We start from the raw sequence: 16,239 nt of genomic DNA, 5'->3' as shown, positions 1-16,239 counted from the left end.
GACCGCCTCAGACAGCCTCAGACAGCATTACGTCCCGTCACCATGACGGGAATCGTCTTGAGCAAAATCTTGATGTCGAGCCACAACGACCAGTGCGTGATGTAGTAACGGTCGTATTCCACGCGCCGCTGCATCTTGTCCGGTGTGTCCGTTTCTCCGCGCAGACCATTTATCTGCGCCCATCCCGTGATCCCCGGTTTGACACTGTGACGCAGCATGTAGCCGGGAATCACGCGCCGGTACATTTCGTTGTGTTCTTCCGCGTGCGGACGCGGCCCCACGAGACTCATCGAACCCGCGAGCACGTCGAAGAGCTGCGGCAATTCATCGAGCGACGTACGACGCAGATGCTTGCCGATCGCGGTAATGCGACTGTCGCCTGCATGCGCCTGGCGTAATCCGCCTGTGGCTGCGGCTGCGGCATCTTCAGGCTGCAACACACGCATCGAACGGAACTTGTGAATGACGATCGGCTCGCCACGTTCGCCGTAGCGACGCTGACGGAAGAGGATCGGGCCGGGTGAGTCGAGTCGTACCGCGATGGCGACGGCGACCATCACCGGGCTGAGCAGCAACAGGATCAGCGATGCGCCGACCAGATCGATGCCGCGTTTGATCATGCGCAGCAGCCCCTGCACAGTGACGTCGTGCAGCGCCAGCAGCGGCACGCCTGCGATGTCGGTGCTCGACATCGGCAGATCGCCGGGGAAGCTGAACTCCGGCAGCAGGTAGATGGCCGCCGTCGAATCGTATAGACGGTTGACGATCTCGCTGGTGAGTTCCTTGTTGTCCTGCTGGCCGATGGCGATAAAGACGATCTCGTACTCGTTGGCCTGAATGCGCGCGGTGGCGTCGGCGTAGCGGCCGAGGTAGGGCGGTAGGACTTCGCCTGCGTCCGGCGTGACCGGGGTGTCGTTGTAGTAGCCCGCGACCTGAATGCCCAGGATCGGCGAGCGTTGCAGACGCAGATTCAGCTTGCGTGCTTCGGCCCCGAGGCCGAAGAACGCTGCGCGGCGCTGATTGCCGGGTGCATTGTTGATGCTGTGCGCCATGCCGCGCAGCACGGCGAGACCGATCATTTGCAACGGCAGCGCGAGCAGCACCCACTGCGCGACCATCATGCGCACGTCTTCGGTGCTCTCGTACGTGAGGAACAGCAACACGATGGCGGTGACCAGGACGCGGCACCAGCGCATGGCGCCGCGTCCGAGCATCCAGCCGAGATTGCGGGCGCTGGCGAGTAGATGAAAGCGGGCGAAGACGATGAACGCCGCTGCGCCCAACGTGCACACGAGCGTGAGTCCGTAAGGGGTATAGGGGTCGTGTCCGTTCAGTCGCAGGACGGTGAAAAAAGCGCCTGCATTGAGCACTGCGCTGAAGCCGCCGACCATCGCCATGAAGAGCCGATGGTGGTAAGTCGTCTGAGTCGACATGACGAAATTCGAAGTTGCGGTAACTGACGGACTCGACAAAGTTCCGGAACGGCGGGGGCCCTCCGATGGTCGCACCGATTGCGCGCGTATCTTAGCAGGTCATATTCGCTTTGCGTGTGACGTGCGAAGACCATGAAATGACGCGCGCTAACCGTGAATTATGGGAGGCCGCCGTCCCCCGGGCGTCCCCCGTTGCCATAAATGTCTGGCCTGAAAACAACAACGCCCGCCGGGCGCAAACCCGGCGGGCGTTGTGGCTTGCTGCGAATGCCGCTCAGTACGGGTACACCGTATCGTTCGACACTGCGGCGCGCTGGCCTTGCTGCACGCGCAGCGGCGGCGTTTGCGTGACGGTGGCGACGCGACCGTCGTCCAGACGCACGGTGATGCGATACAGCACGTTCGGCTCGCCCATGCTGTTCTCGATGCGGTTGCCCGCGATGCCGCCGATGGCTGCGCCGGCAGTGGTCGTGGCGGTACGTCCGCGTCCGCCGCCCATCGTGTTGCCGAGCAGGCCGCCGGCTGCGGCGCCCAGGACCGTGCCGAGAATGTTCGGGCTGTTGTTAGGACCGTTCAGTTGCTCGATGGACTGCACCGTGCCGTAAAGCGCACCCTGTTGTTGCGGAGGCTGCTGGTATCCCTGTTGGTACCCCTGCTGATAGCCCTGCTGGTAGCCCTGTTGCTGATAGCCATATTGCGGGCCCGGAGCCACGCAACCGGCGAGCATGACGGCGGCCAGTGCCGCGCTGATTCCCGTAAGTGCTTTGATCTTCATTTTTCGTCCTCGTGAGCGTGAGGTATTGATGCTTGGTAGGGGCATGTGACCGCCCATTAGTGCCCATTAGTGCCCATTAGTGCCCGGTAGTGCGCATCTGTTCCGACCACGATGCGGAATGTAGGGTTCCGCAGACCTTTTTGCTGTAAGAAAAGGTAAGCGACTGTAAAGACTGTGCATCCGCCGCGAAAGCGGGGGTGGCGGACGCGTTTGCCACCGACTCGTGACCCGTGCGCGACGATTCGAAGTGTTCCTCGATCATATTCCCATCCGGCGAGACGTGGTGTCATGCTCTGCGAACGCTTAACTCGTGAGCGGGAAGCACTCGAAATTTGGGGTGCTTGCGAGTATTTTTGGCGCTAAATGAGCGAATTTTGATGTGCGACGCAGGAATCGTCTAAGCATATAACGAGAAAACACTTGGGTCGCCTCGGTACCAAGCGGTAGCATCGCGACCTTTGGTGTTCCGCCTTCTCTGGTCCAGTCTCATGTCAGTCGACGTTTCCCTGTCTTCCGCCGCGCCTGCGCAGGCGGGTTCTGCGGTGTCTTCCGCCGCGCGTGCCGGTGCCCCGGCGGTTATTCGCTCCGCAGCCGATGTCGCACAGCTCGTCAACGAGGGCGGCGCGCGCGTCTCCAATGCACGCTGGATCGTGGCCATTGCCCTCGGCGGTGTCTTCCTCGACGCCTACGATCTCGGCGCGCTCGCCTTCGGGTTGAAGGACGTGGCCCGCGAATTTCAACTGACGCCTGCGGGCACGGGCATGGTGGCGTCGGCCATTACGTTCGGGGCCATCGTCGGCGCGTTCCTCGGCGGCTACTTCACCGACCGGATCGGCCGTTACCGTGTGTTCATGGCCGACATGCTGTGCTTCGTCATCGCCGCCATCGCCTGTGCGCTGGCGCCGAACGAGTACGTGCTCGCCGGTGCGCGCTTCGTGATGGGGCTGGGCGTCGGCATCGACTTGCCCGTCGCCATGGCGTTCCTGGCCGAGTTCTCGAAACTCAAGGGGCGGGGCAACAAGGCGGCGCGGGTGGCGATGTGGTGTCCCACCTGGTATGCGGCGATTTGCGGATCGTATTTGCTGGTGCTGCTGTGCTACTCCTTGTTGCCCGCGTCGCATAGCGCACTGCTGTGGCGGATCATCCTCGGCTTCGGTGCGATTCCTGCGCTGGCCATCATTGCCGTGCGTAGCCGGTACATGAGCGAATCGCCGGTGTGGGCCGCCAATCAGGGTGACCTCGAAGGCGCGGCGAAGATTCTCAAGCGTTCTTACGGCATCGATGCCGTCGTGGCGAAGGACGCGGCGCGTGTCGCGCCGAAGCGCCCGGCCGCGTGGAGCAACTACGGCAAGCTGCTCAAAGGCGTATACCTGCGCCGTACGACGCTCGCGACCATCATCGCGGTAGCTTCGTCGTTCGCGTATAACGCAGTGGCGTTCGGGCTGCCGGTGATCATCGCCAGCTTCCTCGCGCAGTCGATGCTCACCACGATTCTGATGTCGCTCGCGCTGAATTTGTTGTTCGCGTTCACGGGCGGTCTGCTGGGCGTGCGTCTGGTGCCGAAGGTCGGTGCGTGGAAGCTGACGGTCGTGGGCTATGCGTTCCAGTTGACGGCGCTCGTGGGTCTGGCCCTCGTCGGCAAGCCGGGCAGCGCCGGTGAAGTAGCATGGGCGCTCGGTTTCCTCGCGCTGTTCCTGCTGGGGCAGGGCTTCGGCCCGGGGGCGCATTCGATGACGTTCGCGTCGCTGAGCTACCCGACGTCGCTGCGTGGCGTGGGTGTGGGCTTCAACCAGACGTTGATGCGCGCCAGCTCGACCGTCTCGCTGTTCCTGTTCCCGGTGCTGGCGGCCGCACTTGCCACCAAGGTGTTCTGGGTAATCGCCATTGCCCCGGCGATCGGTTTGCTGGCGTTGCTGGCGATTCGCTGGGAGCCGTCGAACTACGACGTCGACGCAGAAGACTTCTGAGCGCGGTCGGTTTAGCGCGACGAACGGAACGCCACGCTAGCGCAGGCTAGCGTGGCGTTTTTCTTTGTCGTCGACAAAAAAGCGGCGCTTCGTGTGAAGCGCCGTGCCCCTGATTACGCTGTCGGCGTTAATTCTGAAGCGTGCCTGAATCTTGTCCGAAGCGCGGGAGCGGGCGCATGCGGCCTGTGCCTCAACTTGGACGCGATGGCGAGGTGCCGACCAGAGCCGCGCTACCGCCCATGATGTAGTTCTCCAACTGATCGATGGTGAACTGCTGTTCGGTAATGATGGCTTTGACCAGGTCGCCAATGGACAGCAGGCCGACCAACTTGCCGTCTTTCATGACAGGCAGGTGACGGATGCGATGCTGCGTCATGAGCGTCATGCACTCTTCGTTGGTCTGTTCGGGGCTGACGTAGCGTACCGCGGCGGTCATCACGTCGCGCACCGGCGTGTTGACGGAGGTTCGTCCCATCAGCGCGACTTTGCGGGCGTAGTCGCGCTCGGTGAAGATGCCGACGATGGTGCGGTCGTCCTCGCTGACCAGTACCGCGCCGATGCGGGCTTCGGCCATCAGGGTCAGGGCATCGAGGACCGAATCGGACGGCCGCACTTTATATACGGTGTCGACCGATTTGGATTTCAGGATCTGAGCGACTGTTTTCATGGTCATTCTCCTGCGGGCTGCGGGTACTTACAGCATAGTAGAGTGCGCGCTGCGCGTCACATCCGCGTTGACCCCGAGGGAAATCCGGCCGCTGGCGAGCCTGATTGGTGCATTGCGCCACGATTAGGCGACAAAAGCGTTCAAATGGGCCCGTGTGGGCCATTTTTTCCACACGGGCGACGGAGAAAGGCGTATCCTTGCGGGATCGGCGAAAATTCGCCGATCATCGCCTGACGATCGCGTAATGCTTTATCGGCGCCGCTGACAGCCATGTCCTGCGAGCCGGATCACGCGCTGTGCCGATGACGCAGACCGAACCGGTCTTCGCCCTCCCGACACGCACTGCTCGTCTTTGTGGCACTGCCGCAATGTGCCTTGTTCCTTCGAACCACCGCCGCTTTCGGTGCACCGTTTGCCTTCATGGCCGGTCGACCGGGTAGGCTCCTTTTGGCGTTCGATGTGCACCCCCGCTAGTTTTCAGGGTGCGGGGACGGTATTGGCGAACGAACTTACAGTAACACCGGTGCTGCGCCCCTCGCGAGCGGCACCCTCAAGAGGACACGATATTGGCCAAGGAAGAACTGATCGAATTCAGCGGACACGTTTCGGATGTGCTGCCGGATAATCGCTTTCGCGTCACGCTCGAAAACGGCGTGGAAGTGGTGGCATATGCGAGCGGCCGCATGCAGAAGAACCGCATCCGTATTCTCGCGGGTGACCGCGTGACGCTGGAAATGTCGCCCTATGACCTGAGCAAGGGCCGCATCAACTACCGTCACAAGAATTAAGTCAGCGACGACGTCTGGCTTTTGCGCGCCAGTCTCTGCCCATCGCGGGCATAGCCATGGCGCGCATAGAAGCGATGTGCGGCGACCCGATGGTCGCTGCTCGTCACTTCGAATTTCTCGCATCCACGCTTGTCGAACCACGCGTGAGCGGCCGCCATCAGCGCGTGCCCGACGCCCGAGCCTCTCGCACTCTCCTCCACCACCAGCGCCGTAATGCGCCCCAGACGCCCCGCCAGATGGAACATGGTGAGCGCGTGTAATCCGATACATCCCACAATCTGTGCGTTTTCGTCCACGGCGACGAAGGCTGCGTCATCGCCCCCGGCATTCGATAGCGCGATATTGCGACGGACGATATCGAGCGGCGTCTCGTAGCCCAGCTGCGCGAGCAGCGCGACGATGTGGGGTGCGCCTTCGTCGATAGCGCGACGTGTGCTGGGCGTAGGCGTAGGTGCTGGCATCGGGACCGGAGGCAAGGGTGGAACGGACCAGCACTTGCGTGCCGATCTTGGATTAAAGCTGTTCGAACCGGTCGAAACGACGGCCGGTGTACTCCACTTCGCTTTCGAATTCCATGACGCGCGCGCCGGGCGGTCCGCGCCGCATCCATTCGAGCATCTTGTCGACCTGATCGGGCGTGCCTTGCACGACGGCGAGAATGTCACCCTCGGGCAGCGCCTGCACCCATCCGCGAACGCCGATCAGATGCCCTTCGCGCACGGCCGCATGGCGGTATCCCACGCCTTGAATCTTGCCGCGCAGACGCACAGCCACGGTTTCCAGCGAAGCGCTGCCGGACGAAAGAGATTTCATCGCATCAAATCCCGTTAAACCTTGCCCGGCACGAGCCGGATGCGCGTGATTTCCGACGGCGCGCCGAAACGCTTCGGCGGCCCCCAGTAGCCCGTTCCCCGGCTCACATAGATGGCTAGGCGGCCGAGACGATGCAGCCCATGCACGAACGGCTGTTGCAGCGGCACGAAGTACATCCACGGCCAGAATTGTCCGCCGTGCGTATGTCCGGAGAGTTGCAGATCGAAACCGGCGTCCTGAGCGGCGGGGGCGCTGCGCGGTTGATGCGCAAGCAGCACGCGCGGCACGCCTTCGGGCGCGCCCGCGATGGCCGCCTGCGGATCGCTGCGTTTTCCCGGATCGAACTGATGGGCGGTGAAGTCCGTCACGCCGGCGACCGTCAGCGACGCCCCTTCGTGCTCGAGCACCACATGCTCGTTTTCGAGGACGGTCAGACCGATGCGTCGCAATTCCGCGACCCACGCCGGTGCGCCTGAGTAGTACTCGTGGTTGCCCGTGCAGACGTAGGTGCCGTGGCGCGAGGTCAGCTGGCCGAGCGGCGCGATATGGTCGCGTAGCGCGGGCACGCCGCCGTCCACCAGATCGCCGGTGATCGCGACGAGATCCGGCTTGAGCGCGTTCGACGCCTCGACGATCGCTTCGATATAACGGCGTCGAATCGTCGAACTCACGTGAATGTCGCTCAATTGGACGATGGTGAAGCCCTTGAGCTCGGACGGCAGGTTGGCGATCGGAACGTCGACGTCGACCACGCGGGCGAGGCGTCGTGCGTTGTAGAAGCCGAGCACCGTCGACGCTGCCGTCAATATCAGCACGATGACCGCCGAGCGGGTGACGAGCTGCGCGTCGAGTACCGAGAAAGCCATCGCGACACCCAGTACCACATCACGCAGCAGCGTCAGCACGAAGAGCGACGAGAAGATGCCGATGGCCGTCATCCCGGTCCACGTCAGCAGGGTGGCGAGCGGTTCTTTCTGGATGGCGCGGCTCATCAGGCCGAGCGGAATCAGCACGGTCGAGACGGCGAGCCACAAGCCGCCCAGCACCTTCCAGCCTATGGCCACGGGCAGCGGAGTCAGCAGACGCCAGCCGATGTAGGCGTGCAACAACGCGATGATGGCGAGCATCAACCAGCGCGGGCGTGCGGGGAGTGTGCGTTTCGGTGACTTGCCGTGCGTGTGACTCGCGCCGGGTGGCGCGTCTGACGTCTGGGAAGCCTGTGAGGATTGAGACATAGCGTGGTCGGATCGAAATTCGGGGGCGGACCTGGGCGTTATGCGGGCGCAGCGTCCGATTGCAAGAGGCGGGCGCGAAATCTCGGCCATTGGCTTGAAACTTGAATCGCGACGAATCGCAACGAATTGCGTCTGCCAGCCGGTATTCGTGCAAGCCCGCCAGTCTTCACGAATTACGCTTCAGGCGCCGGATACTTCTGCGCGTTCATGACGAGTTTGTCGGTCACCGCGCGGTTCAGGTCGACGCCGAGCACCGTCGACAGCCGCACCAGGTACATCGCGATATCCGCCAGTTCCTGCTCGACATGACGCGCCTCATCGGACTGCATGATGGCATTGGCCTGCGCCTCGGTCTGCCATTGGAAGATCTCTACGAGCTCAGCCACTTCGACCGACAACGCCATCGCGAGGTTCTTGGGCGTATGGAACCGATGCCAGTCGCGGGCAGCGGCGAACGCGTGCAATTCGGCTTCCAGCCCGGCCGTATCGATAAGACGAGCAACGGCAGGCGTAGCGGGCGCGGCGTTCGCGTCGGTCTTACCTGACGCGCGGAGATCCTTGGGAGCAGTGGACATGGGATTCGGAACTCGGAAGTGGGTTATGGTAGCGCGTTGGCGCCAGACGCGCCGCGTAGCGTTTTTTTTTGTTCCGTTTCTCCGTTTCTCCGATTCTCGATTTCTCCCTTCCGAGTCGATCCCCCCGTCCCTTGGCCGCATCAACACCTGTCACATCCTCGTCTTCGGCAGAAGCCGTGCCCACCGTCGCTTCGGAAGACGCACAGAGCGCGAAGCCGCCGCGCGTCACGCTCCTGCCCTCGGGCTGGCAATTCGACGCGCCGCCGGACACACCGATTCTGCTCGCCGCGCAGGCCGCTGGCATCAAGCTGCCGAGCCTGTGTCGCAACGGCACGTGTCGTGCGTGTCTGTGCGAAGCGCGAAGCGGCTTGGCGGGCGATGCGCTGGGCACGAATGCACCGGTGACCTATCGGATCGAGTGGCCCGGTCTGTCGCGCGACGAGAGGATGCAGGGCTGGCTGCTGCCGTGCTGCGCGTACGCGTGCGCCGACCTCGTGATCGACGCGCCCGATGCTGTGCGTGCCGCGCTTTGATAAACTTGCCGCTATCTGGCGCTCGCCTGTGAGCCGTCATAACCGTTTCAGGATCAGGAAAGCCGAATGGCACAGTACGTATTCAGCATGAACCGCGTGGGCAAGATCGTGCCGCCCAAGCGTCACATCCTCAAGGACATCTCCCTGTCGTTCTTCCCGGGCGCCAAGATCGGCGTGCTGGGCCTGAACGGTTCGGGCAAATCGACGCTGCTCAAGATCATGGCCGGCGTCGACAAGGAGATCGAGGGTGAAGCGATCCCGATGGCCAACCTGAACATCGGTTATCTGCCGCAGGAGCCGCAACTCGACCCCGAGCAGACCGTGCGCGAAGCCGTCGAAGGCGGCATGGGCGAGATCATGGAAGCCCGCACGAAGCTCGACGAAATCTACGCCGCGTACGCCGAGCCGGACGCCGACTTCGACGCGCTGGCCGCCGAGCAGGCCAAGTACGAAGCGATCCTCGCCGCGAGCGACGGCAACAACATCGAGCAGACGCTGGAAGTCGCCGCGGATGCGCTGCGTTTGCCGGCATGGGACGCCAAGATCGGCGTGCTCTCCGGCGGTGAGAAGCGTCGCGTGGCGCTGGCGCGTCTGCTGCTCTCGAAGCCGGACATGCTCCTGCTCGACGAACCGACCAACCACCTGGACGCCGAATCCGTCGACTGGCTCGAACAGTTCCTCACGCGTTTCCCGGGCACGGTCGTCGCCGTCACCCACGATCGCTACTTCCTCGACAACGCGGCCGAGTGGATTCTCGAACTCGACCGGGGGCACGGCATTCCCTGGAAGGGCAACTACAGCTCGTGGCTCGATCAGAAAGAGCAACGCCTGAAGCAGGAAGAGTCGAGCGAATCGGCGCGTCAGAAGGCGCTCAAGAAGGAGCTGGAGTGGGTGCGTCAGAACCCGAAGGGCCGTCAGGCGAAGTCGAAGGGGCGTCTTGCCCGTTTCGACGAGCTGAACAGCCAGGAATACCAGAAGCGCAACGAAACCCAGGAAATCTTCATACCGGTGGGTGAGCGTCTGGGTAACGAAGTCGTCGAGTTCAAGAACGTGTCGAAGGCTTTCGGCGACCGTCTGCTGATCGACGATCTGAGCTTCCAGGTGCCGCCGGGCGCCATCGTCGGCATCATCGGCCCGAACGGCGCCGGTAAGTCGACTTTCTTCAAGATGCTCACCGGGCGCGAGCAGCCGGATAGCGGCGAGATCAAGGTCGGTCCGACGGTCAAGATGGCTTACGTCGACCAGAGCCGCGATGCGCTGGACGGCACGAAGACCGTGTTCGAAGAGATTTCGGGCGGTGCCGACGTGCTGACGGTGGGCAAGTACGAAACGCCGTCGCGCGCCTACATCGGCCGCTTCAACTTCAAGGGCTCGGACCAGCAGAAGCAGGTCGGTTCGCTCTCCGGCGGTGAGCGCGGCCGTCTGCACATGGCCAAGACGCTGATCTCCGGCGGCAATGTGCTGCTGCTCGATGAACCGTCGAACGATCTGGACGTCGAAACGCTGCGTGCACTCGAGGACGCGCTGCTCGAGTTCGCCGGTTGTGTGATGGTCATCTCGCACGATCGCTGGTTCCTTGACCGTATCGCCACGCATATTCTGGCCTTCGAAGGCGACTCGCATGTCGAGTTCTTCCCCGGCAACTATCAGGAGTACGAGGCCGACAAGAAGAAGCGCCTCGGCGAGGAGGCAGCAAAACCGAAGCGAATCCGCTACAAGCCGATCGCGCGGTAATGCAGGAAAAGGCGCCGCAAGGCGCCTTTTCTGTTTGTGCGGCGGCCGGACCCGCCCATCGATGCGGGGATGTCCGCCATCAGCCAGTGTTCGACGAGCCATGTTCACGCGTCACATCGTGCCGCGTTGCATGGTCCGCCATTTTGACGAATCGGGAGTGTGCAAATGAGCCAGTCGGTGAATCAGTTGAATGGGAAAGTCGCGGTGGTGACGGGGGCTGCCAGCGGCATCGGGAAAGAGATTGCGCTGACGCTGGCGCGTGCCGGTGCGGCCGTCGCGATTGCGGATCTGAATCAGCAGGGCGCAGACGCCGTCGCCGAAGAAATCAAGGCCGCCGGTGGCCAGGCCATCGGAGTGGCGATGGACGTCACCAACGAAGAGGCGGTGAATAGCGGCATCGACAAGGTCGCGCAGACGTTCGGGTCCGTCGACATCCTGATCTCGAACGCGGGCATTCAGATCGTCAATCCGATCGAGAACTACGCGTTTTCCGATTGGAAGAAGATGCAGGCGATTCACGTCGACGGCGCGTTTCTGACGACCAAGGCGGCGCTCAAGCACATGTACAAGGACGACCGCGGTGGCATTGTCATTTACATGGGTTCCGTGCACTCGCATGAGGCGTCGCCGCTGAAGTCGGCGTACGTGGCGGCCAAGCACGCGTTGCTCGGCCTCGCCCGCGTGCTGGCCAAGGAGGGCGCGCAGCATAACGTGCGCTCGCATGTCATCTGCCCGGGCTTCGTGCGCACGCCGCTCGTCGACAAGCAGATTCCGGAGCAGGCCAAGGAGCTGGGCATTTCGGAAGACGAAGTCATCAAGAAGGTGATGCTCGGCGGCACCGTCGACGGTGTGTTCACCACGGTCGACGACGTCGCCCAGACGGCACTGTTCCTCGCGACATTCCCGAGCGCGGCGTTCACCGGGCAGTCGTTCGTCGTGAGCCACGGCTGGTTCATGCAGTAAGCGCACGTGGCGCTTCGCCGTCCCGGTGGGCAGTCCCGCTGGGACGATGTTTGCGCTTCATCGCTTCGATGCTTCGCTTCACGCGACTCGCCTCGCATCAACATCACGCAGTACGCTTCAGGAGAACGGTCATGACGGCCAATCCGCCCAAAGTCCCCAAACGCGCCATCGATCTGCCGCCGTACGAGACGGTGGCGCTCGTCTTGCAGGGGGGCGGTGCGCTTGGGGCCTATCAGGCGGGCGTGTACGCCGGTCTGTACGAGTCGGGTATCGAACCGAACTGGATCGCTGGCATCTCCATCGGCGCACTGAACACGGCGATCATCGCGGGCAATGCGCCGGAGCGCCGCGTCGAACAACTCGAAGCGTTCTGGCGGACGATTTGCGAGCCCGCGGTCTTCCCGCCGCTCCCCGCACCGTTCGAAGCCGCCATCCTCAACGGCCCGGAGTCCGGACGCATCGCCTACAGCGCCTGGCAGGCGTGGCGCGCGATGGCGGAGGGGCAGAAGGGTTTTTTCACGCCGCGTTGGCCCCAGCCGCTGCCCACGGCCATGGGCGACCCGGCGCATGCGAGTTACTACGACACGTCTGCGTTGCGCGCAACGCTGGAGCGGTTCGCCGATTTCGACCGGATCAATGCGCGCGAGATTCGCGTGTCGGTCGGTGCGGTGAACGTGCATACCGGCAACTTCGTGTATTTCGACAATACGCGCGAGACGTTGCGTGCGGAGCACTTCATGGCGTCGGGTGCGTTGCCGCCGGGATTCCCGGCCGTAGAGATCGATGGGCAGTATTTCTGGGACGGTGGCCTCGTGTCGAACACACCGCTCTCGGAGGTATTGGGTACGTCGCCACGCCGTGACACGCTCGCGTTTCAGGTCGATCTGTGGAGTGCGCGGGGGCCGTTGCCGGACAATCTGAACGACGCGGCGGGACGGCAGAAGGATATCCAGTTCTCGAGCCGTACCCGTCTGGTGACGGACAACTTGCAGCGTGCCCAACACTATCGACGCGTATTGCGCGAGGTGCTGGATCGCGTGCCTGCGGATGTCCGTGCACGGGATCCGTGGTGTCATGCTGCGCAAGAGATTGCGTGCAGCAAGCGTTACAACGTCGTGCAGCTGATTTACCGCAACAAGGAATACGAGGGGCACTACAAGGACTATCAGTTCGGGCTGTCCACGATGCTCGACCACTGGGCCAGCGGCCTCGACGACGTTCGCCGTACGTTGGCGCATCCCGACTGGCTAGCGATGCCGGATGATGCCCGAGGCTTCGTCACGCACGATATTCATCGTCATGAAGTGATCTGAGGCGATGCAAACCACCCCTGCGGCGTGCCCCCCGACACGCCGCAGGGCCCTGCACCGGCGCTCGCGAATCCGCCGGTTTTGCTTCAGTACTGCATCCCGCGCTTGCCGCTTCCTCACCCTTGAACCACCTTGTCGCCCCTATTCATTGCCCCAACGCCGTCTCAAGCCGCATCTTGAGCGGCTGAAGGTCGAGTAGCATCGCCGTGCGGGCGGTGCCATCCGCTGCGGGGAGTTCCACCGCTTCGCGCATGTCGTTGCGCATCTCGTGGGTCGCGCGTCCGAGCAGCATGGCCGGGACCGGAAGCTTGTCCGCTTCGTCCAGCGTGACGATGTTCTCGATGGCGTCCACCAGCAGCCCGAACTTGTCCCTGCCGTGTTCGATGACCAGAATCTTGCGCACCTGTGCGTCGTCCTGTATCGGCATGCCGTAAAGCGCACGCAAATCGACGATGGTCACCAGTTCGCGACGTAAATTGAGCATGCCGCGCACGAACGACGGTGCACCCGGTGCAGGTATTACATCCGGCGAATCGTGAATGATCTCGCGTAACTGGTCGAGGCGCACCGCGAGCATGTGCTGCAATCGGAACGACACGTAAGCGTGACGCGTCCCGCGCGATGACTTCGCGCCGCGCCCCACCGCCTCGCCCGCTTTCGCCCGTTGTGCCGGATCCGTTTCGCGATACAACTCGCGATGCCCGCGCGTAAGTTTGAGCACCTGCGAATGTGTGAAAAGTTCGTCGGCATTGAGCAGTACGATGTCGTTCGACGTGACGCTCGCGCCCCCCGTACTTCCCGCTTCCACCGGCTCGCGCGGGATGCATCCTGCGAAGAGCTGCGCGTGCGATGCGCTGAACGACGGCATCGCCAGCAACTCGTCCGCGTAATAGGTGACGATGCTGTCTACCGCATCGACCAGCAAGCCGAAGTGCACGTCTTCCTGCTTCACGATCAGAATGCGCCGCGGGTCGGACGCCGTTCCCGCGATCTCCGGCTCGGGACGACTCGCGTGCAACCCCAGAAAATGCGCGAAATCGATGACGGGCACGACCGTGCCGCGCAGGTTCAGCATGCCGACGCAGAAGACGCTTGCCAGCGCCGAGTTTTGCAGATCGGGGATGCGGATGATCTCGCGGATCGCGCTCATCGGCAGCGCCAGACGCGAGTGTTCTACGGTAAACGACACGCATTGCAGCCGTTGCCGCTGCTGGCGGCGCTGCGGCGCGCTGAGCGCCTGACGCGCCAACAATTGCGGCATGTTCTCGATGTGGACGAGTGCCCCGGGCGCGAGGATCTGCAAAATGCGGTCGCCGCCATCGAGTTTGATGGCGCCGGACACCACCTGCGGCGCAGCGTGCGAAGGATCGTATTCGAAGCCCGTGCGTTGCGACGCCCGGACTCGCAGAATCTCGCTCGTACTATCGAACAGCAACCCGACGCGAATGCCTTCGACATCGACGATGGCGATCTTCTGCGTCACCGGCGTAGCGTTGCCGGACCCGGCACCCGCCACGGTCGCGGCGTCAGCGATCGCCAGCAACGGCTTCAGATCCACGATGGGAATGAGCGTGCCTCGCAGGTTGAACAACCCCAGCAGAAAGGCAGGCGAGAGGGGCACCGGCGTAATGCGCTCGGGGAAATTCACGACCTCCTGCAACGCCGCAATCGGCAATGCGAATTCGACCTCTCCCAAATGAAACGAGCCGAACACCTCGATATCGTCGGGCGCGGCGTTGCGCGCCTTCGTTGGCGTCGCCGACGTCGTCAGCGTTGCGTCGACAGACGTTGACGATTGCGACGCCACGTCCATCTGCACGTCGTCAATTGACGCTTCCGGCAACGCATGCGCCTCTGGTGACGGCGAGTGCACCGCGTCGCGCACGCGAGTCGTCACGCCCGGGAGCGAACCGTAGCCGCATCCGTAACCCTTAAGACCTTGATACCCCTGATAAGGCGAAACCGTCGGCGGCAGGACGGTCGTGCCAGCGACGGCGTCGCGCTGGAGAAACGCAAATCCCGGTGTCCGTGCATTCATGATTCACGTCCCACGAGTCTGAGAGCGGGGCGACGCGGCATGGCGGCACCCCCGTTCGAGCCAATGGTGCGCACGTGAAACGCGTGACGCGCGCAATCGATCAACAGTTGCCGTCCGACTTCGCCACCGACTTCGACGTGGATGATCGGTATGCCCGTCTCGGCGATCAGCGCCTGTGCCATCTTGGCGTTAGCTTCGCCGATCAGGCCATGCCTGGCCGGTGGCTGGTGAGGCATCATGTTGCCGCCACCCGCGATCACCGCTTCGATCTCGCCGCGGCGCGCCCCGTCCGCCTTCATTAGCGCGAGCAGCGACGGCACCGCCTGCGTGACGTACTTCGCACCGATGGCCAGCGTCGGATTCGGCGCTTCCGGAAGCAGACAGTGTGCGAGGCCATAGAGCCCGCGCGAGCGCCACATCAGTCCGATGCCGACGCACGAACCGAGGGTAGCCCGCAGCACGTCTTCACCGCGCCCGATGCGCACCTCGCCCATCAACACCTGAATGTCATGCGACAGCCCCATTCGACGCCCCCTGGTTGCGGTAAATGAGCGGTTGCTCAAATTGATAGCCGGTGGACAGTCGCGAGAGCGACTCCGATTCGCCGACGATCAGCACGCCCTCGGGGGTCAGCGTGCGACGTACGTTCTCCAACACCCGTTCCTGGTCGCCCGTCTCGAAGTAGATCAGCACATTGCGCAGCATGACGAGGTCGAACGCCTCGCGACGCGCCAGGCGTTGGTAAAGGTTGTGCTCGCCAAATGTGATGTGCGCACGCAACTCGGGGGCGACCGTGAACCCGCCTGCGCTCGGACGGAAGTACTTCGCGAGCATGGCCGGACGCTGTTGCTTCAGCCCGTCGATGCTGCGACCGCCGTAATTGCCAGCCATGGCGAGGGCCAGCACCTGACTCGAAATGTCGGTCGCGTGGATCTGGTACTGAAAACCCGTATGACGCGCCCGAAATTCCTCGCAGATCATGGCGGCGGAATACGACTCCTCGCCGGAGGACGCGGCGGCCGACCACATGTGGAAGGTGCGTCCCGGATTGGCGGCGTGCCAGCGCGGCAGGTAATGCTGAGCGAAGTAATCCCACACGCGCGGGGTGCGGAAGAAGGTGGTTTCGTTCGTCGTGACGAGATTCACGAAGTTGCGAATCTCGTCCGGGGTGTTTTCCAGCAGCGCCAGATAGTCGCGGTAGCAGCGCAGCGAGAGCGTGCGCAGGCGCGGGCGCAAGCGGCCCTGCAACATCGTCCACTTCTTCTCGTTCATCGAGATGCCGGTATGCCGGTGAACAGCACGCAGGAGTGCTTGCTGGGTGACGGCGTCGGCTTCGGCTTCGATTTCCATATCGGGCCCTCTTGGCGGAAGTGGGTCCCGGTGCGGCCAGTCGACCGGCCGTCACCGG

General features: G+C 63.2%; 16 protein-coding genes. 6 read left to right on the top strand and 10 right to left on the bottom strand.

Going from position 1 to position 16,239, the window contains the following annotated elements; genetic code table 11:
• Window positions 1–17 precede the first annotated feature (17 nt).
• Together MB84_RS22345 and MB84_RS22340 are read right to left on the bottom strand one after the other, a co-directional pair.
• Window positions 18–1,433: an undecaprenyl-phosphate glucose phosphotransferase gene (locus tag MB84_RS22345; RefSeq protein ID WP_245725432.1), complete on the bottom strand. Its 1,416-nt coding sequence runs from the start codon at window positions 1,431–1,433 to the stop codon at window positions 18–20.
• Window positions 1,434–1,707: 274 nt separating this feature from the next.
• A complete protein-coding gene (locus tag MB84_RS22340; protein WP_046289939.1) occupies window positions 1,708–2,208 on the bottom strand; it encodes a glycine zipper 2TM domain-containing protein in 501 nt (166 codons plus the stop codon).
• Window positions 2,209–2,696: 488 nt separating this feature from the next.
• Between MB84_RS22340 and MB84_RS22335 the strand changes: the two genes are divergently transcribed.
• On the top strand, window positions 2,697–4,175 hold the full coding sequence (locus tag MB84_RS22335) for an MFS transporter (protein ID WP_157122817.1): 1,479 nt from the start codon (window positions 2,697–2,699) through the stop codon (window positions 4,173–4,175).
• A gap of 190 nt (window positions 4,176–4,365) precedes the next feature.
• Here MB84_RS22335 and MB84_RS22330 read toward each other — a convergent pair whose 3' ends face one another.
• Window positions 4,366–4,842: a CBS domain-containing protein gene (locus MB84_RS22330; RefSeq protein ID WP_046289938.1), complete on the bottom strand. Its 477-nt coding sequence runs from the start codon at window positions 4,840–4,842 to the stop codon at window positions 4,366–4,368.
• Between the two features lie 566 nt (window positions 4,843–5,408).
• Between MB84_RS22330 and infA the strand changes: the two genes are divergently transcribed.
• The gene (gene infA, locus MB84_RS22325; RefSeq protein WP_039393473.1) at window positions 5,409–5,630 is read left to right on the top strand and encodes a translation initiation factor IF-1; all 222 of its coding nucleotides are present in this window, start codon (window positions 5,409–5,411) and stop codon (window positions 5,628–5,630) included.
• Here infA and MB84_RS22320 read toward each other — a convergent pair.
• From MB84_RS22320 to MB84_RS22305, 4 genes are all read right to left on the bottom strand, one after another.
• Window positions 5,627–6,091 (bottom strand): GNAT family N-acetyltransferase, encoded by a 465-nt coding sequence (locus tag MB84_RS22320; protein WP_065225818.1) that lies wholly within the window; start codon window positions 6,089–6,091, stop codon window positions 5,627–5,629. The two genes, infA and MB84_RS22320, sit on opposite strands and share 4 nt — an antisense overlap.
• 52 nt (window positions 6,092–6,143) lie before the next feature.
• Window positions 6,144–6,443 carry an acylphosphatase gene (locus MB84_RS22315; protein WP_039393469.1) on the bottom strand — a complete coding sequence of 100 codons (300 nt, stop codon included), beginning with the start codon at window positions 6,441–6,443 and terminating at the stop codon, window positions 6,144–6,146.
• Between the two features lie 14 nt (window positions 6,444–6,457).
• A complete protein-coding gene (locus tag MB84_RS22310; RefSeq protein ID WP_046289937.1) occupies window positions 6,458–7,570 on the bottom strand; it encodes a metallophosphoesterase in 1,113 nt (370 codons plus the stop codon).
• Window positions 7,571–7,851: 281 nt separating this feature from the next.
• Entirely contained in the window at window positions 7,852–8,253 is a 402-nt protein-coding gene (locus MB84_RS22305) for a nucleotide pyrophosphohydrolase (RefSeq protein WP_084009932.1), read from the bottom strand.
• A 176-nt stretch (window positions 8,254–8,429) separates the two neighbouring features.
• On the opposite strand from MB84_RS22305, the gene MB84_RS22300 reads away from it, so the two are divergent.
• From MB84_RS22300 to MB84_RS22285, 4 genes are all read left to right on the top strand, one after another.
• Entirely contained in the window at window positions 8,430–8,786 is a 357-nt protein-coding gene (locus MB84_RS22300; protein ID WP_046289936.1) for a 2Fe-2S iron-sulfur cluster-binding protein, read from the top strand.
• Window positions 8,787–8,852: 66 nt separating this feature from the next.
• Window positions 8,853–10,520: an energy-dependent translational throttle protein EttA gene (gene ettA / locus MB84_RS22295; protein WP_046289935.1), complete on the top strand. Its 1,668-nt coding sequence runs from the start codon at window positions 8,853–8,855 to the stop codon at window positions 10,518–10,520.
• A gap of 177 nt (window positions 10,521–10,697) precedes the next feature.
• Window positions 10,698–11,483, top strand: a complete 786-nt coding sequence (locus tag MB84_RS22290) for a 3-hydroxybutyrate dehydrogenase (RefSeq protein WP_046293153.1) — start codon at window positions 10,698–10,700, stop codon at window positions 11,481–11,483.
• 131 nt (window positions 11,484–11,614) lie between these two features.
• On the top strand, window positions 11,615–12,796 hold the full coding sequence (locus MB84_RS22285) for a DUF3734 domain-containing protein (RefSeq protein ID WP_157122816.1): 1,182 nt from the start codon (window positions 11,615–11,617) through the stop codon (window positions 12,794–12,796).
• 142 nt (window positions 12,797–12,938) lie between these two features.
• Here MB84_RS22285 and MB84_RS22280 read toward each other — a convergent pair whose 3' ends face one another.
• From MB84_RS22280 to MB84_RS22270, 3 genes are read right to left on the bottom strand one after another with little or no spacing between them, the layout of a single operon-like run.
• A complete protein-coding gene (locus MB84_RS22280) occupies window positions 12,939–14,831 on the bottom strand; it encodes a chemotaxis protein CheW (protein ID WP_052652686.1) in 1,893 nt (630 codons plus the stop codon).
• Window positions 14,828–15,355 carry a chemotaxis protein CheD gene (locus MB84_RS22275; RefSeq protein WP_046289934.1) on the bottom strand — a complete coding sequence of 176 codons (528 nt, stop codon included), beginning with the start codon at window positions 15,353–15,355 and terminating at the stop codon, window positions 14,828–14,830. The genes MB84_RS22280 and MB84_RS22275 overlap by 4 nt, the downstream gene beginning before the upstream one ends.
• Entirely contained in the window at window positions 15,339–16,181 is an 843-nt protein-coding gene (locus MB84_RS22270) for a CheR family methyltransferase (protein ID WP_046289933.1), read from the bottom strand. The genes MB84_RS22275 and MB84_RS22270 overlap by 17 nt, the downstream gene beginning before the upstream one ends.
• Window positions 16,182–16,239: the final 58 nt, after the last annotated feature.

The sequence above is a fragment of the Pandoraea oxalativorans genome (assembly GCF_000972785.3).
Lineage (GTDB): Bacteria > Pseudomonadota > Gammaproteobacteria > Burkholderiales > Burkholderiaceae > Pandoraea > Pandoraea oxalativorans.
The sequence above is the reverse complement of the archived record's forward strand: the minus strand, read 5'-3'. Positions and strand labels throughout refer to the sequence as shown.

What these genes read in the sequence shown, in the direction of transcription:
- MB84_RS22345 (WP_245725432.1), bottom strand. Translation starts at nt 1,433, where the DNA reads ATGTCGACTCAGACGACTTACCACCATCGGCTCTTCATGGCGATGGTC.
- MB84_RS22340 (WP_046289939.1), bottom strand. Translation starts at nt 2,208, where the DNA reads ATGAAGATCAAAGCACTTACGGGAATCAGCGCGGCACTGGCCGCCGTC.
- MB84_RS22335 (WP_157122817.1), top strand. Translation starts at nt 2,697, where the DNA reads ATGTCAGTCGACGTTTCCCTGTCTTCCGCCGCGCCTGCGCAGGCGGGT.
- MB84_RS22330 (WP_046289938.1), bottom strand. Translation starts at nt 4,842, where the DNA reads ATGAAAACAGTCGCTCAGATCCTGAAATCCAAATCGGTCGACACCGTA.
- MB84_RS22320 (WP_065225818.1), bottom strand. Translation starts at nt 6,091, where the DNA reads ATGCCAGCACCTACGCCTACGCCCAGCACACGTCGCGCTATCGACGAA.
- MB84_RS22315 (WP_039393469.1), bottom strand. Translation starts at nt 6,443, where the DNA reads ATGAAATCTCTTTCGTCCGGCAGCGCTTCGCTGGAAACCGTGGCTGTG.
- MB84_RS22310 (WP_046289937.1), bottom strand. Translation starts at nt 7,570, where the DNA reads ATGCTCGCCATCATCGCGTTGTTGCACGCCTACATCGGCTGGCGTCTG.
- MB84_RS22305 (WP_084009932.1), bottom strand. Translation starts at nt 8,253, where the DNA reads ATGTCCACTGCTCCCAAGGATCTCCGCGCGTCAGGTAAGACCGACGCG.
- ettA (WP_046289935.1), top strand. Translation starts at nt 8,853, where the DNA reads ATGGCACAGTACGTATTCAGCATGAACCGCGTGGGCAAGATCGTGCCG.
- MB84_RS22285 (WP_157122816.1), top strand. Translation starts at nt 11,615, where the DNA reads ATGACGGCCAATCCGCCCAAAGTCCCCAAACGCGCCATCGATCTGCCG.
- MB84_RS22280 (WP_052652686.1), bottom strand. Translation starts at nt 14,831, where the DNA reads ATGAATGCACGGACACCGGGATTTGCGTTTCTCCAGCGCGACGCCGTC.
- MB84_RS22275 (WP_046289934.1), bottom strand. Translation starts at nt 15,355, where the DNA reads ATGGGGCTGTCGCATGACATTCAGGTGTTGATGGGCGAGGTGCGCATC.
- MB84_RS22270 (WP_046289933.1), bottom strand. Translation starts at nt 16,181, where the DNA reads ATGGAAATCGAAGCCGAAGCCGACGCCGTCACCCAGCAAGCACTCCTG.